Annotated in this window: 11 protein-coding genes and 1 pseudogene; 7 read left to right on the top strand and 5 right to left on the bottom strand. The window is 32.1% G+C overall.

Features of this window, described 5'->3' with window-relative positions:
* Window positions 1-106: 106 nt before the first annotated feature.
* The 7 genes from FNW38_RS15685 (at window position 107) to FNW38_RS15655 (ending at window position 16,369) form a co-directional block, all read left to right on the top strand.
* On the top strand, window positions 107-835 hold the full coding sequence (locus FNW38_RS15685; protein ID WP_144065035.1) for a DUF6577 family protein: 729 nt from the start codon (window positions 107-109) through the stop codon (window positions 833-835).
* The gene (gene mads2, locus FNW38_RS15680) at window positions 828-2,843 is read left to right on the top strand and encodes a methylation-associated defense system DNA methyltransferase MAD2 (protein WP_144065034.1); all 2,016 of its coding nucleotides are present in this window, start codon (window positions 828-830) and stop codon (window positions 2,841-2,843) included. Before FNW38_RS15685 ends, mads2 begins: the two co-directional genes overlap by 8 nt.
* Window positions 2,843-4,219, top strand: coding sequence for a methylation-associated defense system restriction endonuclease subunit S MAD5 (gene mads5 / locus FNW38_RS15675; protein WP_144065033.1), 1,377 nt, complete (start codon window positions 2,843-2,845; stop codon window positions 4,217-4,219). The genes mads2 and mads5 overlap by 1 nt, the downstream gene beginning before the upstream one ends.
* Window positions 4,204-8,667 carry a methylation-associated defense system protein kinase MAD6 gene (mads6, locus tag FNW38_RS15670; protein ID WP_144065032.1) on the top strand — a complete coding sequence of 1,488 codons (4,464 nt, stop codon included), beginning with the start codon at window positions 4,204-4,206 and terminating at the stop codon, window positions 8,665-8,667. Before mads5 ends, mads6 begins: the two co-directional genes overlap by 16 nt.
* A 2-nt stretch (window positions 8,668-8,669) precedes the next feature.
* Entirely contained in the window at window positions 8,670-10,229 is a 1,560-nt protein-coding gene (gene mads7, locus FNW38_RS15665) for a methylation-associated defense system protein MAD7 (RefSeq protein WP_144065031.1), read from the top strand.
* Between the two features lie 105 nt (window positions 10,230-10,334).
* Complete coding sequence (mads8, locus tag FNW38_RS15660) at window positions 10,335-15,671, top strand: methylation-associated defense system ATP-binding protein MAD8 (RefSeq protein WP_235891111.1); 5,337 nt, start codon at window positions 10,335-10,337, stop codon at window positions 15,669-15,671.
* Window positions 15,671-16,369, top strand: coding sequence for a PP2C family protein-serine/threonine phosphatase (locus tag FNW38_RS15655; protein WP_185963155.1), 699 nt, complete (start codon window positions 15,671-15,673; stop codon window positions 16,367-16,369). Before mads8 ends, FNW38_RS15655 begins: the two co-directional genes overlap by 1 nt.
* 52 nt (window positions 16,370-16,421) lie before the next feature.
* Here the strand turns inward: FNW38_RS15655 and FNW38_RS15650 are convergent, their stop codons facing one another.
* The 5 genes and pseudogenes from FNW38_RS15650 to FNW38_RS15630 form a co-directional block, all read right to left on the bottom strand.
* Window positions 16,422-17,051 carry a hypothetical protein gene (locus tag FNW38_RS15650; protein ID WP_144065028.1) on the bottom strand — a complete coding sequence of 210 codons (630 nt, stop codon included), beginning with the start codon at window positions 17,049-17,051 and terminating at the stop codon, window positions 16,422-16,424.
* Window positions 17,052-17,151: 100 nt separating this feature from the next.
* Entirely contained in the window at window positions 17,152-17,811 is a 660-nt protein-coding gene (locus tag FNW38_RS15645; protein WP_144065027.1) for a P-loop NTPase family protein, read from the bottom strand.
* Window positions 17,795-18,739, bottom strand: a complete 945-nt coding sequence (locus FNW38_RS15640) for a transcriptional regulator (RefSeq protein ID WP_144065026.1) — start codon at window positions 18,737-18,739, stop codon at window positions 17,795-17,797. The genes FNW38_RS15645 and FNW38_RS15640 overlap by 17 nt, the downstream gene beginning before the upstream one ends.
* A gap of 54 nt (window positions 18,740-18,793) precedes the next feature.
* Window positions 18,794-19,096, bottom strand: coding sequence for a helix-turn-helix domain-containing protein (locus tag FNW38_RS15635; RefSeq protein WP_144065025.1), 303 nt, complete (start codon window positions 19,094-19,096; stop codon window positions 18,794-18,796).
* 293 nt (window positions 19,097-19,389) lie between these two features.
* Window positions 19,390-19,572 (bottom strand): annotated as a pseudogene (locus FNW38_RS15630) (RteC domain-containing protein); the annotation flags it as partial.
* Window positions 19,573-19,656: the final 84 nt, after the last annotated feature.

The following is a 19,656-nucleotide window of genomic DNA, read 5'->3' as shown; positions in this document are numbered from 1 at the left end:
ATAAAAAACAACATAAAATAAACAAAATATCGGCACTTTAAAAATAATTTTGCCGAAGTTTTGAAATTATAAATATTTTATTATATTTGGTGTTCCAAATGCTTTTATGAAAAACACCGAATTAGCTTTAGCGATAAAAGGACAGTTTTCAATTCAAACCACTATAACTTCAAAGGAGTTGGTTTTGTTTCTTTCTTCCTTATTTCCGGATTTATCTACCAATACTATTTCGTGGAAAATCAATCAATTAAAAACTGAAAATCTTATCTATCAAGCTGGAAGAGGATTGTATACTTTTGATTTCAAACCTGATTTCAATTCAGAGATCACTTTAAAGACGAAACGACTTTATAATAAAACCAAATCATTTGTTTCTTCTGAATTGGTGGTTTGGGATACCGAAATGCTTGATTTGATTGTTGAGAGAGAAAATGAAAAACGAACCACTTTTTTGTTAGTTCAGAAGGATGGACTTAACGAGCTGTTTGAACAGATGCAATCGATGAGTAAGCCAGTCTTTTTGGAACCTAATAATGAAACTATTCAACGGTACATACTTCCTCAAAATGATGTGATTCTATTGTACCCCTTGATTTCGGAAACACCAACGCAACATAATGGAGATTATGCTGTGCTTACCCTAGAAGGTATTCTGGTTAATGCTTGGTTACTGTCTGAAAATTATTTGAAGTCTTTAAATTACTCGATAGAAGAAATTTTCGAAAGTGCTTTTAAAAAATACAATGTAAATAAAAATAAGCTTCTCCGGTATGCTGCGAGAAGAGACCAACGAAAAGAAATTGAAGAACATATACAAAATATAAATAATGACTAACGAAACTATTACCCAAGAAGAAATAATATTAGACGACAATCAAGTGCTGTGTATTTTGACTTCTGAGGCAAAGAAAGCGACCAGTGCCGAAGTAAATCTTCAATCGGTTATTCGCATGCTTAACGAAGAGTATGGTTTTGATTTGGATGATATGGAACGCGATTTTAAAATCGAGTTTATTGATCCTGATACTGGAAAAGCCAAAAAGCAGAAAGTAGAATTGGTTGTTTTTGAAAAGGGCGAAACCCATACACAAGGTAAAATCATTCGAATTTGTGTTATTCAGGACGATAAAATAAAAGAAACCGATAGTAAAAAAGGACTAACCGCTACTCTTGAAAATGCTATGGCAGCGGTTGAAAGTTGTCATTTTGGATTGTGGGCAAATGGTGCCAGTTATCATTTTTTTCAAAAGGAAGACGATGCTATAGGTTATGATTTTGAGTTTACCGATTTATCTGATTTTCCTGGCGAAGGAGAAACATTGGCTGATATTGATCGAGCTGACCGTTCTTATAGTAGAAAACCGGCAAACGACTCTTTGATAAAGGTTTTTAAAAGAGCTCATGATTATATCTATGGCAATGAAGGAAGAAAGAAAGATGCTTTTTGGCAATTGCTAAACCTTATTTTCTGTAAACTATATGATGAAAAAAGAAGATTTATAGAGACAGATATTAGTTACCGAAGAGAATTTTGGGTTGGTGTAAAAGAACAAAATACGGAAGCTGGAAGAAAAGCAGTTGCTGACCGAATTAAAGCTATTTTCCAAAAACTAAAAGATAACTCCATGTTTTCGGAAGTATTTACCGGAAATGAAGGTATTGAATTAACAGACAAAGGAGTTGCATTTATTGCTGGTGAACTTGCTAAATATTCTTTCCTAGATGCTTCTATTGATGTGAAGGGGATGGCTTATGAGACGATTGTAAGTAATACTTTAAAACAAGAAGCTGGACAGTTTTTTACGCCAAGAAACATTGTAAAAGCCATGGTTGAGATGTTGAACCCAACTGAAAAACACCGAGTTCTGGATCCAGCTTGTGGTTCGGGAGGATTTATTGTCATGGTGTTGGATCATGTTAGAAAACAAATTGCTCAAGATTTGTATCCTGATTTAGAAGGGCCACTATTGATGGCAAAATATAATTCTTTTGAAGTTAATGAACACGTAAAGGAATATGCAGAGAATAGTATTTTTGGTTTTGATTTTGACCCTGATTTGAAAAAAGCAGCCCGAATGAATATGGTGATGGCTGGTGATGGCCATGCTAACGTTTTTCACGTTAACTCACTTGCCTATCCAAAATGGGATCATCCTGAAGAACTAGCTAAAATAGAAAGTGCAATAAATAGAAGTTTAGAAGTTATGGGGGATATTGAAGATCGTTACAATAATGATGCTCGTGGTACTTTTGATATGATATTTACTAATCCTCCTTTTGGAGCCAAAGTAAAAGTTGAGAAAGAAGTAGCTGAACGTTATGAGCTTTCAAAGTATAGTGACGCTCCTGAAGTATTATTTATTGAGGCTTGTTTTAACTTTTTGAAACCAGGCGGTAAAATGGCTATTGTTTTGCCTGATGGTATTTTGGGTAATCCAAATATGGTAAATGTTAGAGAATGGATTTTAAATAAATTCAAAATTTTAGCTACTGTTGACTTAGCTGTTGAAGCTTTTATGCCTCAAGTTGGTGTGCAAGCTTCTTTACTATTCTTAGAAAAGAAAACAGAATTATCCAGACAATTAGCTCAGGAAAGTGATGAAGATTATGATGTTTTTATGGCTATAGCTGAAAAACTGGGTAAAGATAGAAGAGGTAATCCAATTTATCTAAGAGATGATGATGGAGCAGAAATGTTATTCGAAACAATTACAGAGTATTTGTTCACAAAAAAAGATGGAACGCAACTAGTAAAAAATAGAAAAGAAAAACTAAAACATTTGGATGATGATCTTCCAAAAATTACTGAAGCTTATTACGAATTTTCAAAAAGTAAATTTTAATGAAAACAACATCCGTTTCTTATAAAAACATTGTTAATGGTTCAAATATTTTAAAACCAAATTATCATTTAAATTACGGTAAAAAACGTATCGATAATGCAATAAAAAATAATATGGTATTCTCTACTTTAGGAGAACTCACCGAAAGTGTTTATACTGGAGGGATTTTTAAAAGATTTTTTATTGAAGATGAAAATTATGGTCTTCCATATATTTCTGCACAGCATATGATGAGTTCAAACCCCTTGGGAGAGGCAAAGTTAATATCTAAAAAGTATACACCTCGGCAAGAAGATATGACTCTGAAAAACACTCAAATTTTGGTTAGTTGTGCAGGGACTATTGGAAATGTTAGACTAATAAGTAAAGACTTAGAGGGTATTATTGGTTCACAAGATATTATTCGGGTTATTGCAAATAATTCCAAAGCTCCTTATGGATATGTTTATGCTTATTTAGCTACACCAACTGCTTATAATTATATGCAATCTTATATATATGGTTCAGTAGTACCAAGAATTGAACCTAAAACATTATCAAGGCTTCCGGTACCATTTATTGATGTAAGAAAACAAAATGAAATACACAATTTAATTGTAGAAGCATCAGAATTACGTTTTCAGGCAAATAAGTTATTAGAAACTATAGTAAAAGAAATTGAATCTACTTATAGTTTCAAAAGTAATGAGAAAATATTTTCATTAAATATTTCTGACATTAAAAAAGGAGATAAACATACAATTGAAAATAGACTTGAATCAGATTTTTATCAACCTGCAACATCTTATTTAATTGAACAAATTAAAAAAGATCAGTGGGATTATCTTGGGGATCTAAGTCTCGAAATAAATAGATCAGGGTTACGAGAGAGAAAATTTGTAGAAAATGGAATACCATTAATTACAGGTCAAAATTTAAATATGGCTCGTTTACAAGATTTAAAAAAGCTATCAAAAAAATTTACTCGTAATGTGGAAAAAAATACAACAATCGAATCAGATATTTTGATTTCTGTCCAAGGGACTATTGGCAAAGTAGAATATGTATTTCATAACATGTATCAAGGCGTATTTGCGAGTGAACAATTATCTAAGATTAAAATTAATAAAGAAAAAGTTCACCCTGGCTATATATATGCTTTTTTAAAAAGTAAATTAGGACAATCTCAATTAGTTAAGTATAAAACAGGTAGTGTCATTGAATGGATTAGAGAAAATAATATAGCTTCGGTAGTTATTCCTATTCCCAAAGATAAAGGTCAAGAAATCGGGAATGAAATCAATAATATTTCCAAACTTCAAAATAAAGCCTATGAAAAAGAAACTCAAGCTATAAACATGATCGAAAAAGAAATTGAATTATGGCAAAAATTTTAAAACCACCTTATTTTGAGGACGTTGTTAATGCCGGGGAAAAGCGATTATTGGATTTTATGGAAGTTAATCTTCCAGAGAATTATTTCTTGATACCTAATGTAGAAATTGCTTCTACCAATCCGAGAAACAATCGCACTCAGTATTGGGAATATGACCTTATCGTTGTAGCGCCTCATGCTGTCTTTAATATTGAAAATAAAGACTGGAAAGGCCGCATTGAAGGCGATGATAATTACTGGTATTTGAATGATCGTCAGATGCAAAATCCATTGAAAACAGGTCGTCAAAAAACAGCTATTTTGGCTTCTAAGTTAAAAGAGGAAGACTCTAGTTGGGGGCAAGCCTGGATAATGAATATTGTTTCGCTTTCTTATCAGAATTCGTATCAACCGATCATTTCTCATGAGGCACAAAAATTGACTTTTGAATTGAATAGTCGATTGCTTGACTTTATTACTAACCCCTATAGTGTTGGTAAACTAAAGGATGATATTGTTTCTATTCAAAAATCTATCGTTGATTATTTAACCGGACAGCAAAGCAAGAAATCACCAAACGAAAAACGCGAGGTTGAAGGTTATGAGATTGTTGAAGTATTGGAACAGGAACCCAATTTTGCAGAATATTTAGTGAAGCAAAAAGGTATTAATTCTTCAGTGAGAAGAAGGATTAAAGAATATTCACTTCAGGTTACCGGATTATCAAAAGAAGAACTTCAAAAGCGAGAAGAACGCATTAAGAATCAATATAATGCTTTGAGTAAAATCAAAGCAAAACCCTTTATTCTAAATGTAGAATTTAGAATTGACGAGGTAAATCATATGTTTTATGAAATCACTGATTTCCTCGAAGAGAATTCTCTTCGTTCAGAAGCCAGACATAAAACATTTACTTTTCCGGAGAAAATTAATATCATACGAAATGTGATGGTAGCTTTGAAAGAAGCCCACAAGGAAAATATATTTCACAGAGATATTAATCCTGATAATATTTACCTAAGTAGCGGTTATGCCTATTTGGGAAATTTTGGCAAGTCCTATTTTATAGACCATAGTGATGAAGGTTATACCGTGATGCCAACCATCAATGCGAATAATGCCACAGCTTACCATCCTCTAGAATTGACTGTTGGAGATGCCAATCAGGCTTCTGATATTTATTCTTTAGGTGTTTTGATTTACTGGTTGTTTACCGATGTAGAGCCATTTAAAACACCTTATGAATTAACTAAAATGGGTGGTAAACTCCCGGAAGATAAATTACCAACAAAACTTAATTCGAATTTACCAAAATGGTTAGATGAGGTTTGTTTAAAGACCCTACTTGCAGAAGATACTCTTAGAATTGAAAGTGTAGATGCTTTGGAAGAATTTATACTTCAATCGTTAGAGAGTTCTTCAACGGAGCATCCGAAACCAGTACCTGCAATATCTATGCCTACAACGCATGATTATGTAGATCTGAAGGAGGGTGACACAATAGGTTCATTTACCATTTATGAAACCTTAGGGAAAGGTGGTTATTCTAAAGTTTTCAAAGTAAAACATCGTATCCAGGATGTTTATTTCACTCTTAAATTATTTAATGAAAGTGTTACGTTTTCTTCTGTAAAAGATGAGTATGAAGCCTTGAAAGATTTGAATCATAACAACATTGTAAAGTTTGTTTGGAATGATGAATCTGCCAATGGTCAGTTTTATACTGTAATGGAATATCTTGAAGGAGAAAACCTAAGTAACTACACCCGTACTGATGCTCGATTGCCACTACACAGCGTTTATCAGGTCGGTAAAGATATATTATCAGCTTTGGTTGTGATGCAATCTAAAGAAAAGCCATTGATGCACCGTGATATTAAACCTCACAACATTATTTGGGATAATTCTACACGGTTTGTACTTATTGATTTCAATGTGGCCTCTTCGAGTACTGAAAACAAAGATTTTGTTGGGACTAATCCTTATTTAGCTCCAGACTTAATTTCCGATAATTACAGGGTTAATTGGGATTTATCTGCCGATACTTTTGCTCTTGGTGTTACGCTATACGAATTGGTTTGTAAGCAATATCCATGGCATCCAAGCAAAATGCCTTTTTCACATAAAGCACCCAATAATCCAAAAGACATAGAGCCTAGAATTTCAAATGAATTTGCCGCATTTTTACTCAAAGCTATTGGAACAAACAAAGAGGATCGTTTTAATTCAGCAAAAGAAATGCATGATGCTTTACTTTTATTGGAAGACCGATTGCTTGATACTGCTCCAAGTGATGAAGACGGTGTTAGTGTTCGCAATAAATTATATCATACTCAATTGATTATTCATCAAGGAAGTTCATTCAATTTGAAATTGTATGATAAAATGAATACCTATGTGGATTTGCATGAGGCTATTGAAAATGCTCTTTTACGTTTTAAAGGAAAACTGGAAAATTACAAGACTACTATTGATTTAGGAAGCCCTATTAAAATATTGTTGAAAGTTGATGATGAAACTATTATCAGTGATGTTTTTTGGAAAGGTGGAGCCAAGTCTTTTACGGCAGGTAATATTGACAGGGTTTATGAAAGTATTAAGTTGCTTTTTGATAACAATAAGGATAAAATTAAAGCTTTTAAAATAAGTGTAGAAGGTGCTAACATCGTTGATTATCTGAATTCGTTGTACAGTCAATCTCGTTATGGAAATGCCGGTACGAGAGTAAACTTCACATCTAGTGAATTTGATGAACTCACTTATACTCCCACAAAGCTGGATAAAAGTTTAATTCCAGCTATTGTTGATGGTCAATATAAATTGTTAATTATTACCGGTAATGCAGGAGATGGTAAGACTGCTTTTATTAAAAAGATTGAGAATGACCCGAATGTAAAAGACGTTGTTCCATATCCTCATCGTAATGGCGCTAAATTTAAAATTAATGGTGTTGTCTTTGAAAGTAACTACGACGGTTCGCAAGATGAAGAAATCAACATCAATAATGAAGTTTTGGATACTTTCTTTTCAACATTTGAAGGATTGACAAACTATAATCAAGCAAAAGAAGGAAGAATCATTGCCATCAATGAAGGAAGGCTGGTTGAGTTTTTAACTACTTCGGATAAACATTCCAAACTAGCTACTATAATTGAAAATTACTTTTACGAAGAAGGCCATGCCAAATTACCAGAAGGTGTGATGATTGTAAATCTAAATTTACGTTCTGTAGTTGCACAAAATGATGAAGGCGGTAGTTTGTTCCGTAATCAGGTTAAAGCTCTAACTAAAAAAGAACTTTGGAAACAATGTGACGGCTGTTCTTTAGCTAAAGAATGTTTTATAAAGTATAATGTTGATAGTTTTAATGATAGTGCAGCTGGAGATACCATCATTTCAAGAATGGAATGGTTGATTAAAACTGTTAGCCTGAAAAGAGAACTTCATGTTACTATGAGGGATATGAGGTCTTTAATATCCTATACACTAACTCGTGATTATTCTTGTGAGGATTTAAAATCATTAGTCCAATTAACGGAGAATGAACCAGAAAAATATTGGCAATATTATTATTTCAATATTACAAATCCTTCTGTACAGGATAGTGCTAATCAAGACCGACTTATTAAATTATTAAGAGAAACAGATATTGGTGAAGTAGCTATACCTCATTTGGACAGGGATTTATTTTTTGGTAAACATTTGACTAAAAATTACCTTGAATTTGCAGAAAGAGAATTCTCTTTATTGGATGTGTTTAATGCTAATAAGCTATATGTGCCTGCTCATGAGCAAACCACAGAGGTCATTTATAAGATTAAGGGTAAACATAAGAGTTTTGTTAGGCATCAATATTTTGAAGGTAAGGCAGAATTAATAGAGACTAACTTTAGAGATGAAACTACGGCTAGTCTTCTTAAAATGCCTTCATATTTACTAAGATTGCCTTATCATTCTGTATTTACTTTTGTAAATATACTTAAGAGCTCTAACAATGAAGAGTCAATTAAACGAAGTATTTCTAGAGCTGTTTCATTGAATGAAGGCTGCAACAATGAAAACTTGGATAAAGACAGTTTGGTTTTATCTTCTTCGGATGTTAAAGACCCGATAGGTCAATCTTTTAAATTATTCAAATTGAGTGATTTTGAATTGTTCGTTAATAAAACTGAACACTTGGTTAAGTATTTAGAATATGAACCGGACAGTCTTATTTTCAGACATAAGGAAGAAAAACATATCCGCTTGACCATTTCACTTGATTTATATGAAATGCTGTATTTTATTCAGCAAGGATTTAGTCCGTCATTGAATGACCTTAAAGGTAAATTCATTGAATTAATTGTATTTAAAAATTTACTTGAGAATTTAAGTTATAATGAGGTAGTTGTTACAAGAGATAACATCTCTTTTTTCACTATAAAGAAGGACAGTTTAAACCATATAAATATAGAACAAGTAACCTTTTAGTTATGGCAATTAAATTAAATAAAGAAGAAAGTGTATTTAGAAATGAGTTGCTTTTTACAGCTGATGCTAAAGCTATAAATATAGACTATACCATGGTTAATTTGTTTATGCTATTAAGGCATGATGGAATTAGACCAAAACAAAGAAACAGAGCTGGTGAGAATGCTTTTATTGAAATTGAAAAATTGAAAAATGCCTTTAGGGTTCTTGAAGAGGAAGGATCAGTTTCTGGTTACAAAGAACATTCTGATGCTGTCGAAATATGGTTACGTACCAATTTAGTAAATATGGTAAACAGAGGTAATTTGGATAAAGAAAAAATATCTTCTTTAAGACCTATACACTTAGAAAGCTATCGTGTTAGAAATGCTCAAAATACTCGGGATTATTTTACTGCGGATCAGGTTTATTTGATGTTGGGACAAAACCCTCAGGTTAAAGATGATTTGAAACAATTTTTAATGGAAGGTTGGGACAAAACCACAGACACCATAAGCAATACGAGAACCTTAGATGTTGATAGTCTTGGTATTTTACATTTGATAAAAAAGGTCAGACCCGGTTTTATTGAAAGCTCTTCCACATTAAATCAAATTAGACCAATTCTGAAAGACCAAGCAGAATTGTACTGTGATGATGTTAGACGATTGTTGGTTTATAAGAGAGAAATTCCAAGGAATGTATTGATTGATTATTTGAAGACAATAACTTCATTTCATCTGTCTTTGTATATACAAAAGTTGATTTATTTATTGCCTAAAATTGTTGCTGAAGGTAGATTTGACATAAAAGATGACTGGAGCATTGTACTAGATAGTACAGATGATTTTGAAAGTAAAATTTCTAAGGTTGCTATTGAGGATGCGGATAGAATGTATAACTCTATCTATGATTACATCAAAGCTACTTTTCAGATTAATGCTGTATTGAAAAAGGAAAATTTAGAAAAAAATAATTCTAAACATTTGGACAGGGCATTAGAGGTTTTAAAAAATCCACCAAATGATTTTGACCTTTATTTTCAAGTACTTTGGAATAACATTCAAAGCACGCTAGATGATGATGAGGATAAAGAATTGTTGAATTCCATGGTGAAATACGAGACTACTTATTTTGACAAATATATTGAATTGCTTGTAAAAATGCGAGGGCCTTATCAATATAAATACCATGTTCAGTTTATTGATAATTTGTCTCAAAAAAATAATGAGAGAGGATTTATAGCGCAAGGGAGAAGTAAAAAGCATCCAAGACGGTTTGTCTTGGGAACAAGATTATTGGAAGCTTTAGTACAAATTCAAGTTTTACATAGAGAAGGTGATGGATTTATTACAAAGAGTTTATCTATTGAAGAACTGACTGAAAAAATTAAAGAACGATATGGTTTGATCATAAATGGATTGTCTGAACCTAGGTTTGAAGATGCAGATTTGAATACCCATTTGGCATTTAAAGAAAATGTAGAGGCATTCAAACAAAAATTACGACAAATAGGTTTTTATAACGATTTGAGTGATGCCTATATTTTACAAAAAATCAGACCTCGTTACGAACTAAAATAATATCCCATGGAGCTTACAAAGATTAATTCTTATTATCAACATATCATAGACCTTGTGATATCATTATATCACAATGAGTTTATTTCTGCCAAAGCTGGCCACTGTATGAAAATAACCGGTTTTGGGAATAATGAACTTTTATATCTATGGGATGAACTATCCGAAAAATATCCCGGTATCAATACTTTTATTGTTTCTGAAGGAGATAAAGGCGACTATTATATTACTGCCACTAAATTAATTGAATTTAGAAACCAACAGGAAAAACCTTTGCTGGTTCTTATACCTTCTAATAGTAGAACTGCTGCTGAAGACTCCTATGGTAATGCCACTTTTAAGGAAATATCACTTGAGGGTATTGAAATTAAGTTGAAAGACGAACTGATTGCAAAAATACCTGCGGATAAAAAGCGCATAATCCAGTCTATATTTAATTATTTGTCGATTAATGAATTAGAAACTTCAAAGGTTATTGATTATTTAATTGCCCTTGAAGATAGTGAATATAATTCCAAGAGTATAGGTAAGAATCTTTACCAGTTGGATTTATTACCTGATGAAGATTTATTAGAAAATGAAGAATTAATATTTTCAAGATTAAATTTTAATCAAAACAGTATTAATTTGTTGAGTTCATTCAATAGGCCCTTATATGATAGAATTAATGAATTGCCTATTGAACAAGATACTCTTCAAAAGGATTTTATTGACTTTTTCAGAAGTGAAAAAGAGGTAAAATCACAAGAGCGTATTTGTGAATTAATATCTTCTTCTTATCCAAATTTAAGTTTTGATAAATGGTCAATACCCAATTTAAAATTTGACAAAGTTAATTTGTTTATTAATGAGATCAGATCAACGGATTTTTCAATTGAAGAAGGAAGAAAAGTTCTTAAAACTAAAGAGAATGTTAAATCCAATATTACTATACGATATACCACTAATCCATCACCAAAAAACATTGAAAATTTAAAATTTTTTAAAATTGTTTTAATGTCTGTTGATGGTGGTTCCGGGGAGGAAGTTACTACTTTGCGAAAAGTAAAAAACAGTAATGCGAACTCACCTTACAGGGAGGCAAAAATTGAATTAAATCCTAATATGTTTGATGAAGGTTCTTATTTTCTAAAAGTTTTGGCAGAGGATGAACACGGTAATATTTTAAATTCTAATGATGATTTTAAAGATGCCTCCATTCAGAAAGCATGGGAACTAGAAGGTAAAAATCCTGAGACTAAAAAGAATTATAGGTTCAAGTTAGCTTGTGATTCTGATGATTTCGATTATTTCTTTGACGAAAATCCAGAAAAAGAGGAAACTCAACGAAAAGACAAATTAAATAATGTTTTACAAGCTTTTTTCAAGTATAACATTGAGCGTTTAAAAAATGGAGATGCTATTGAATCACCACTTCCGAGTGATTTGTCGAACGTTTGGTTAAATGATGAAAAGCCTAAACATGTATCTACATTCCATATTAATTATTCGTCAAAACATAATTATCAAATCAATTTATCTACTAAACTACGCTTACTAGAAAATGAGTTTTTAAAACATAGTAATCAGTTAGGTCATATCAATTGTTCTTTAAGTAATAATATTTCTTTTGTCGGACTACAAGGTATAAGTTTTGAAAATAGTGCATTAACTGATATTGCTCCAAAAGAACTTATTCAGTTGAGGTATCAGCTTTTTGAAGCTATTAAAAACTCAAATGAAACTACTAACGGTATTATTGAAACCAGTAATTTATATCTTTTTAAAGCAACAATTAAAAGCTATCTAAAGGTTTATGACGAGTGGTTGTCACAATTAAAAAGTAATCTTTTTAACGAAGAGTTGAATGAAGACGAAAAGGAAACTGTAAAACATTTTTTAAGCGAAATTCAAATTTTAGATCTGGTAAAAGTTAAGACCAAGCTCCCTGATGGAAACTCCGTTTCCTGTTTGCTAATGTCGCCTTTGCATCCTTTGCGATTATCGTGGTTTTTACAATTAATTGAACTGTTTGATGACTGGTATCAAAAAACTATAGATTATCAAGTGCATTTAGAGGAATGGGGACAACTTGAAGAACTGTTCTTAGGTAGTTTATCTCCAGAAATAAATCCATTAGTTTATGTTGAACCTAGCACTTTCAAGAATTATGATTATGCCGGGGAGTTGTCTTTTGGATGGGCTATCTATTTGGATAATTCTAATGTTAGTACCAATGAATCTTTAGTTCCTGTTACTCAACAACTCAAACACTATTTTAGAACACTATTTAATATTTCAACAGACAACTATGTTGAAACAGACATCAGTAAAAAATTAGTTGTTAGACATATAAAGAATTTCCTTATCCAGCATCCATACACTGATAAATTGGTTGTGAATTTATTCAATGTTGGTGATGCCAGTATATTTTCAGATTCCTTTGTTGAAATAGGCAAAAATCCAGATTATATGGACATCAAATTTGAAGTTCGTATTTTCATTGGAGGAGATTCCATTATTGAACATGGTAAATCATTAAAGAATTTATTAAATCCAGAAACTAATATTTCTGAAGAGGCCGAATTATTTTCTCAACCTTCTAAAAACAGATTATTTCCAAAATTAAGGTTCTCTATTAATAACATTAATGAATACTTACAGAGCCCATCAAAATATGCTGCTCATTTAAGTTTCTTGGTTAATCCATTTGCAGTTAACGTAACTCTTTTCAAACCTCATCGCGACATAAAATCGTTTTATTTGAATGGTTTATTACTAGAACATTCTATAGAAGTTGAAGAGGTTGATGATAACATCAAATGGAACAGGTATATTGATGTTGATGTAGTTGAAGGTTTTAGTCAAAATCTTTTATGTAGTTCTTTATTTTCATCACTGCAATTTTTTGTAGCTGGTTCTCTAGCCATAAATTCAACTCAGGCAATTCCATCTATAGAATTAAGGCTTTCCAATAGAGATAAAGTATTGCTTTCACAATTACATGAGTTTTCCGATTGGGTTATCACTTTTGATAAAAATTTGGGACCACAATTTTTTGACCAACCTTCAAAAGATGGAAATATACCATTTCTTTTAGATTATGTTCCTGGAGAGGAAATATCAGGTATATCTTCTTTCTTAACTACTAAACCATCATCAGAAGTACTAGGTTTATTGGGGCCACATTTTGAGGAATTTAATTTGAATATTCACAACGCTGAAGATGAAAAGAAAATTAAAATAATTCTTGAAGATGTAAGAGCAGTAAGTAGTTCACTGGTATTACAATTAAATTCTACTAAGAATAAGGCATTTGAGGTAATTGGTTCTGCATTTACTAAAAGAGTATTAGAGAAAAAAGGTTTTCTTGAAGAAGCGGTTTTAGTACCTATTGATTTACATCAAAATATTTTTGAAAATCTTTCTTCTAATTCAAAAAGCAGAGCTGATAATCTGTTATTTTCAATTGATAAAGACAAACGCGAAATTTCCATTTCCATTATTGAAATAAAATGTCGAAAATCTATCGGAGTTTCAGAGAAAGAAGATTTAAAATTAAAAATGAGAGAGCAGATAGAAAATACTATTCTGGCCATAAGACATCATTTTGACCCAAACAATTATACTTCAGTAGACAGACTAGATCGAGAAATAAAAAATAAGGAGTTCAAAGCATTGCTAAGTTTTTACATAGAGAGAGCTTACCGTTATAATTATCTTTCTGAAAATGCCTATAATACTTATTGTTCTTTCCTTCAGACATTAGATAATGGTTTCGATTTAAAGTTTAATCAACTAGGTTTTATCTTTGATTTTTCATTTGCTAAAAGGCATGAAAAAGAAGTAGTTGATGACAGTCTTACGTTCTTTACTTTTGGTGCAAAACTAATTGAAGATATTTTAGATCCGGATTCTGACTTAAATACTACTCGATTAGAAGAGAAAGAGTTTGACAAGGAGCTAGGAACTGCTTTAGGAACAAATGAGGCTTTAAAACCCTTTTTACAAAGATTTAAGTCTAAGATTAAGCAGCAACAAGATCTAACTCCGATAGTAGAAATTCCTATTGAGAACAAGGATTTAATTATAGAATCTACTTCTTCCAATGAATCTGATGGGAATGATAATAACGACGATTTAGATGATGATTATAATGATGATGATATTTCTTTTGTTCCAAAACCAGATAGTCCAAATGGAATTGTAAATGAAGAAAAGGATGAGGTTGTAAATGATACTATTCACATAAAGCCTGATTATGATGTTATTGTTGGAAAAAGTTCTGAAAGTCCACAATTTGGGATTTTAGGAAAGAGTATTCAAAATAAGAAAATTGCTATCGACTTGAGTGAAACTAATACAATAAGTTTGTTTGGTGTTCAAGGAGGCGGTAAAAGTTATACTATAGGTACTATAACAGAAATGGTTTTGAAACAATTTTCAAATATAAATGTTTTACCATCACCACTTGCGGGAGTTATTTTTCATTATAGCGAAAGTATGGATTACGAGCCGGAATTTACTTCAATGGTATTTCCTAATGATAATAGAACAGAATTACAGAAGTTGAAAGATCAATATGGAGCTGAACCAGGTTCAATCAAAGATGTGATTTTATTAACTCCTAGAGATAAAATAGAAGATAGACGTCTTGAATATCCTTCTATTGATATTAAGCCAATCTCATTCAATTCAATGGAGTTGAATGTTCAAGATTGGATGTTCTTGCTTGGTGCAGTAGGTAATGATTCTGCTTATATCAAACAGTTGAAATCCTTGATGAGAGAACAAAGAAGAAACATCACTATGGAAGGTTTGAGTGAAAGTGTTGAGGCTTCTGAATTACTTTCAAATGGTCAAAAAGCTTTGGCCAGACAAAAATTGAGTTTTGCAAGAGAATACATTGACGACAGTTTTTATATTCGAGATATCTTGAAACCTGGAAGATTAATTATTGTTGACTTAAGAGATGAATTTATTGTTAAAGATGAAGCTCTTGGATTATTTGTCATTATGCTTAATATATTCTCGGGTGTAAAGACCTATAATGATAAACATTTCAACAAATTCATTGTGTTTGATGAGGCTCATAAGTATATGGACAATAAAGATCTTACAGGAAATATTGTTACAGCCATTAGAGAAATGAGACACAAAGGTGTCAGCATTATGATTGCCAGTCAAGACCCGCCAAGTTTACCAAATGAAATCATTGAATTGAGTAGTGTTGTTCTGCTTCATAAATTTAATAGTCCACAATGGCTTAAACACATACAAAAATCAATTACTCAATTGAGTAATTTAACACCAGCCGATATGAGTATTTTAAAACCGGGGGAAGGATTTTTATGGTCAACAAAAGCTTCAGAACAAAGTATTACTTTGAAACCAATAAAAATTTCTACTCGTCCTCGGGTTACAAAACATGGAGGAGCCACAAAACAAGCAACAGGAGAACATTAATGTTATATTCATTTTCAAATAAGGGTAAAAGAAAAAGTAATCAGGATTATTTAATATCAAAATTAATTAATCCTGAATGTAGCTTACATATTGTTGTAGATGGAATGGGAGGTTATGAATATGGTGAAATGGCTTCAAAATTAGTTGCCGAAAATATATATACTTATTTATCAACTGTCAAAGAAATTAATGAGAAAGAGATTCAAAAAGCTGTAAATAAATCAAACCTTATAATTAAACAAAAATCGGATGATTTTGGTGCTAAAATCGGTGCAACTTTAGCAGGTGTTATAATAATTCATAATGTAGCTTATTTGTTTTGGGTTGGAGATGTTAAAATAATTTTCATAAGAGATAATGAAATAATTTTCGAAAGCCATTCTCATACACTTATTAATCAAATGATTGATAATGGTAATGTTATTAATAGAATTGAAAGATATAAACATATTGTGACACGTTCGGTATCAGGCAATATCAAAGACGGTATGATTAGTTTTGAATTTATACCAAATTTAATTGATGATGATTTATTTATTATTTGCTCAGATGGGGTTTCCGATGTAATTAATTCATATCAAATTAATAATCTTATAAAGACTGTTGCATCGAAACAAGAAGCGATTAGTCAAATAGAGGGATTATGTAGTTTAGAGTCTAGAGATAATTTTTCAATGATTATGGTTCAGAATCATTAGTTTAAAAAATGATATAACTCTCTCGAACCATATGAGAGAGTTTTTTATATAGTTATTTTTGGTTAAAACTGTCAATGTGCAACTGCAAATCATACAAATAAATCAATTCCTCCTCGTTACTTGGTGTTTGTGCCAGCTGTACAAAATTGATGTTTTGAAAAAGTGAATTTTCTCCGAGAATGTCTTGCATGATAATGAAGATAGCTTGTTCTAAAGTCTTTGTGTCACAATATAAATTGTAGTTTTTCAAGAAAACGATGATATCGAACTTATGCGTTTTTTTATCATAATCTAAAGTTAGAAATTTGAGTTCGCTTGCTTTTAATGTTATTTCATGGAAGATATAAGGCTCATCAAAACCATCGATAATTTTATCAATTCTATCAGTTGGTTGTATGAAAGCGGTGAATTTCCAGTTCTTCAATTGTGGTGCGTTATCGATTAAATCAATGACCTGTCTAAAGTATTCCAGGTTGCCGTTGGCAGTTATTATGAGTTCGGATTTGGTATTGCCAATTTTTGGAAATACAATCATAAAGTCAATTTCTTTGCAATAGTAGCTGAGGTTCTTGTTTATCCAAAAACTGATGTGTTTTTGGTTTTTAGGGGTTTCGTTGATGAGGTTTTTGATGGTTTGATTATTGTCTTGGAACCAGTTCCAGAAGGTGTTGATTTTTTTCATGGTGGAAAAGTTTAAAGTTTAAGGTTTGAAAAGTTTAAAGTTGCTTCTCGATACAATTTTTACTCAAAGAGACGAGGTTGCTTCGTTCCTCGCAATGACTTTATCGTTTGTCTTTGGTGTTTTTGTCGAATGTGATGAGGTTAAACATTTGTCGCATCCTAGAACGGAGTCGGTTGCCGTAACCGTTTTCGATTTCGGAGGCGGAAAGGTTGGTGGTAATATGAGTGACTGATTTGTTTTCGACAAACTGTTCGTACCGGCTGATGAGTACCTCAGCCATAACGTTGCAATCGTTACCGAAGTGTTTGATTTGCTGTTCGGCACCCAAATCGTCAAAGCAATAACCGGTTAATCGCGATTGATTGGCTTGCTTTAACGTGTAGCAGTTGATGGCCTCAAAACCGTTTTTAGCAAATTCAAAAGAGACTTCCCTGCATGTTTTGATTTTGTACTCGGATGAATGATAGGCAAAAGGGCGTACTAAGTTCATTAGGGATGTTTTCCCGCAACCAATTGAACCTGATACTAAAATGCCTTTCGATAAGTCTATCTTTAGGTTCACGGCTGCTTTCTCGTCTTTTATCATATAAATCAGCAATTTGTAGATTGTAGGATGGTCCATTTCGCTGATATGAAACGAACTTCCATAGGTGGTTTTTCCTTGGCTTTCTAAATATTCCAAGCATTTTTGGAAATTATACACTTTGAAACCTTTATGGACCACGAAGGTTTCACGGACGGATTTACAATGGTTCGTCATAGTTTTTATGGGTTGAGGTGTGCAGGTGCATCGGTTTTGGTTGGGAGTTGTAATCGGATTTTGAAACGTTTGCTGCAAACTTAGCTGTGTTGAGCATCCAGTTTCTTGCTGCTGCTTTCCAGTCTTTCATTTTTGTTTTTCCACCAATGAGCCAACCGATGCTGGAGTAGTAATTGAAAAATTTATTGGCTTCCGTTTCTGTATTCTGCTGGGAAAGAAAATAATCGATCACTAATTCAAGAGTTGGGATAATGTGATCGAAGATTAATTCCAGCTCAACTGGCTTTTCTTTTTTGGCGCAACTTTTTTGCCGACCGCTTTCAGTTTGTTTTTTATCGGTATCGGCGAATGCTGGAAGTATTTGCCGATTGTCATCGGCCAATACTTTCAGCATGTCATTTTTTTCTTTTGGAATTATTAAAGGATTCAAATTTTGAACAGGTTGATTTATTAAATTTTTATCTATATCTATTTTTATATTGTTTAAAATGTTTTCAGCTGTTTGTTTTTTATTATATATATAGAGCTGTTCATTTACCTGTTCAATGACTTGTTCATTTTTTAATTCGGTCAAATTGTGAACGGGTTCATTTTTTGAACGTGTTGGCTGTGGAATTTTTGAATTTTTTTTTTCTTCTTCAGAGAAATTGGCCATAATGATGTTGGAGCAAGAATGGGGATTGAATGTTGGATTGTATTCCATAAACCCCAAAAGCTCTAACTCTTTCATGCACTTATGATACGTTGCTTTTGAATTGATCTTGCTGGCTTTCATAATTTCTTCCCGAGAAATGCCTGTTGGATTTTTGAAACGGTTCACGTTCCAACATTGGAAGAGTGCCAGATACAGCGAAATGTGTGTTGGATTGAGGTTGGTCTCATTATTGATTTTCTTGAAAAAGCCAGTAAGGTGTTTGATATAGTTCATTTTTTGAGAAGTATTAAGAATGAAGTATTAAAAATTAAAATTTCTAAGTTTGGATTATGGATTGAGCACTTTTAAGATATCCTCATACTTGTAATAAAGGATGCTGCCAATTTTGGTGAAGTTTAAGGTTCCATTGATGCGAAGATTTTGTAAAGTGCCTGGAGAAATTTTCAGGAGTTTTCGAACTTCTGATGATTTTAACCATTGGGCTGGCTGTTCTTGTTTTCCGACCATTTCTTTGATTTCGGCGAGCATCACATTGCTAAAATTTAGCAGGTCCCTTTTCGTGATGGGTTGGTGGTTGAGCAGTTCTAAATTGTCTACTCCAGGGAATAATTTTTTTGGATGTAAGTTCATGATCAAAATCGTTTAATTGTTATGAGACAAATTAATTTCATTTGTTTGACATTTAAACCCAAGGTGAACCCAAGTTGGGTGTTATTTTACCTCAAATTACATTAAATCCCTTTGTTTATAAGGGATTTTTTTTTCAAAACGTGAAAAACTCCGTTTTGGAAAAATTGGAAAATTGGGCGATTTTAGATCAAAAATGGCATTTTGGGGGTAAAAACCCAATACGACCCAAGGTTGGGTAATGAATTCTTACAAAATCAACGTTTAGCCAAAAAAAAACCTAGCAATTGCTAGGTTTAATCAAATTCATCGTTGATATTTTTATCTAAATTTTCGGAAAGTCCGTTTAGGAACTTACCTTTTGGATCTGGTCTGTTTTTAATGTCAGTAAAGCATCTATAGATACTATTGTCTAATTGTATATTAAATGCTCTACTAAATTCCTCTGCAATTTCTTTAATTTCTGCTTTCCCACCGTTAAATGTTTTGGCTGTAGTCTAAAAGAATGTTGTTACTTTTTTTTGTAATTTTAATAGAAAATAGGTATATGGAAGCTTACGATA

Source organism: Flavobacterium gawalongense, assembly GCF_007097265.1.
Classification (GTDB): Bacteria; Bacteroidota; Bacteroidia; order Flavobacteriales; family Flavobacteriaceae; genus Flavobacterium; species Flavobacterium gawalongense.
The sequence above is the reverse complement of the archived record's forward strand: the minus strand, read 5'-3'. Positions and strand labels throughout refer to the sequence as shown.

What these genes read in the sequence shown, in the direction of transcription:
- FNW38_RS15685 (WP_144065035.1), top strand. Translation starts at nt 107, where the DNA reads ATGAAAAACACCGAATTAGCTTTAGCGATAAAAGGACAGTTTTCAATT.
- mads2 (WP_144065034.1), top strand. Translation starts at nt 828, where the DNA reads ATGACTAACGAAACTATTACCCAAGAAGAAATAATATTAGACGACAAT.
- mads5 (WP_144065033.1), top strand. Translation starts at nt 2,843, where the DNA reads ATGAAAACAACATCCGTTTCTTATAAAAACATTGTTAATGGTTCAAAT.
- mads6 (WP_144065032.1), top strand. Translation starts at nt 4,204, where the DNA reads ATGGCAAAAATTTTAAAACCACCTTATTTTGAGGACGTTGTTAATGCC.
- mads7 (WP_144065031.1), top strand. Translation starts at nt 8,670, where the DNA reads ATGGCAATTAAATTAAATAAAGAAGAAAGTGTATTTAGAAATGAGTTG.
- mads8 (WP_235891111.1), top strand. Translation starts at nt 10,335, where the DNA reads ATGAAAATAACCGGTTTTGGGAATAATGAACTTTTATATCTATGGGAT.
- FNW38_RS15655 (WP_185963155.1), top strand. Translation starts at nt 15,671, where the DNA reads ATGTTATATTCATTTTCAAATAAGGGTAAAAGAAAAAGTAATCAGGAT.
- FNW38_RS15650 (WP_144065028.1), bottom strand. Translation starts at nt 17,051, where the DNA reads ATGAAAAAAATCAACACCTTCTGGAACTGGTTCCAAGACAATAATCAA.
- FNW38_RS15645 (WP_144065027.1), bottom strand. Translation starts at nt 17,811, where the DNA reads ATGACGAACCATTGTAAATCCGTCCGTGAAACCTTCGTGGTCCATAAA.
- FNW38_RS15640 (WP_144065026.1), bottom strand. Translation starts at nt 18,739, where the DNA reads ATGAACTATATCAAACACCTTACTGGCTTTTTCAAGAAAATCAATAAT.
- FNW38_RS15635 (WP_144065025.1), bottom strand. Translation starts at nt 19,096, where the DNA reads ATGAACTTACATCCAAAAAAATTATTCCCTGGAGTAGACAATTTAGAA.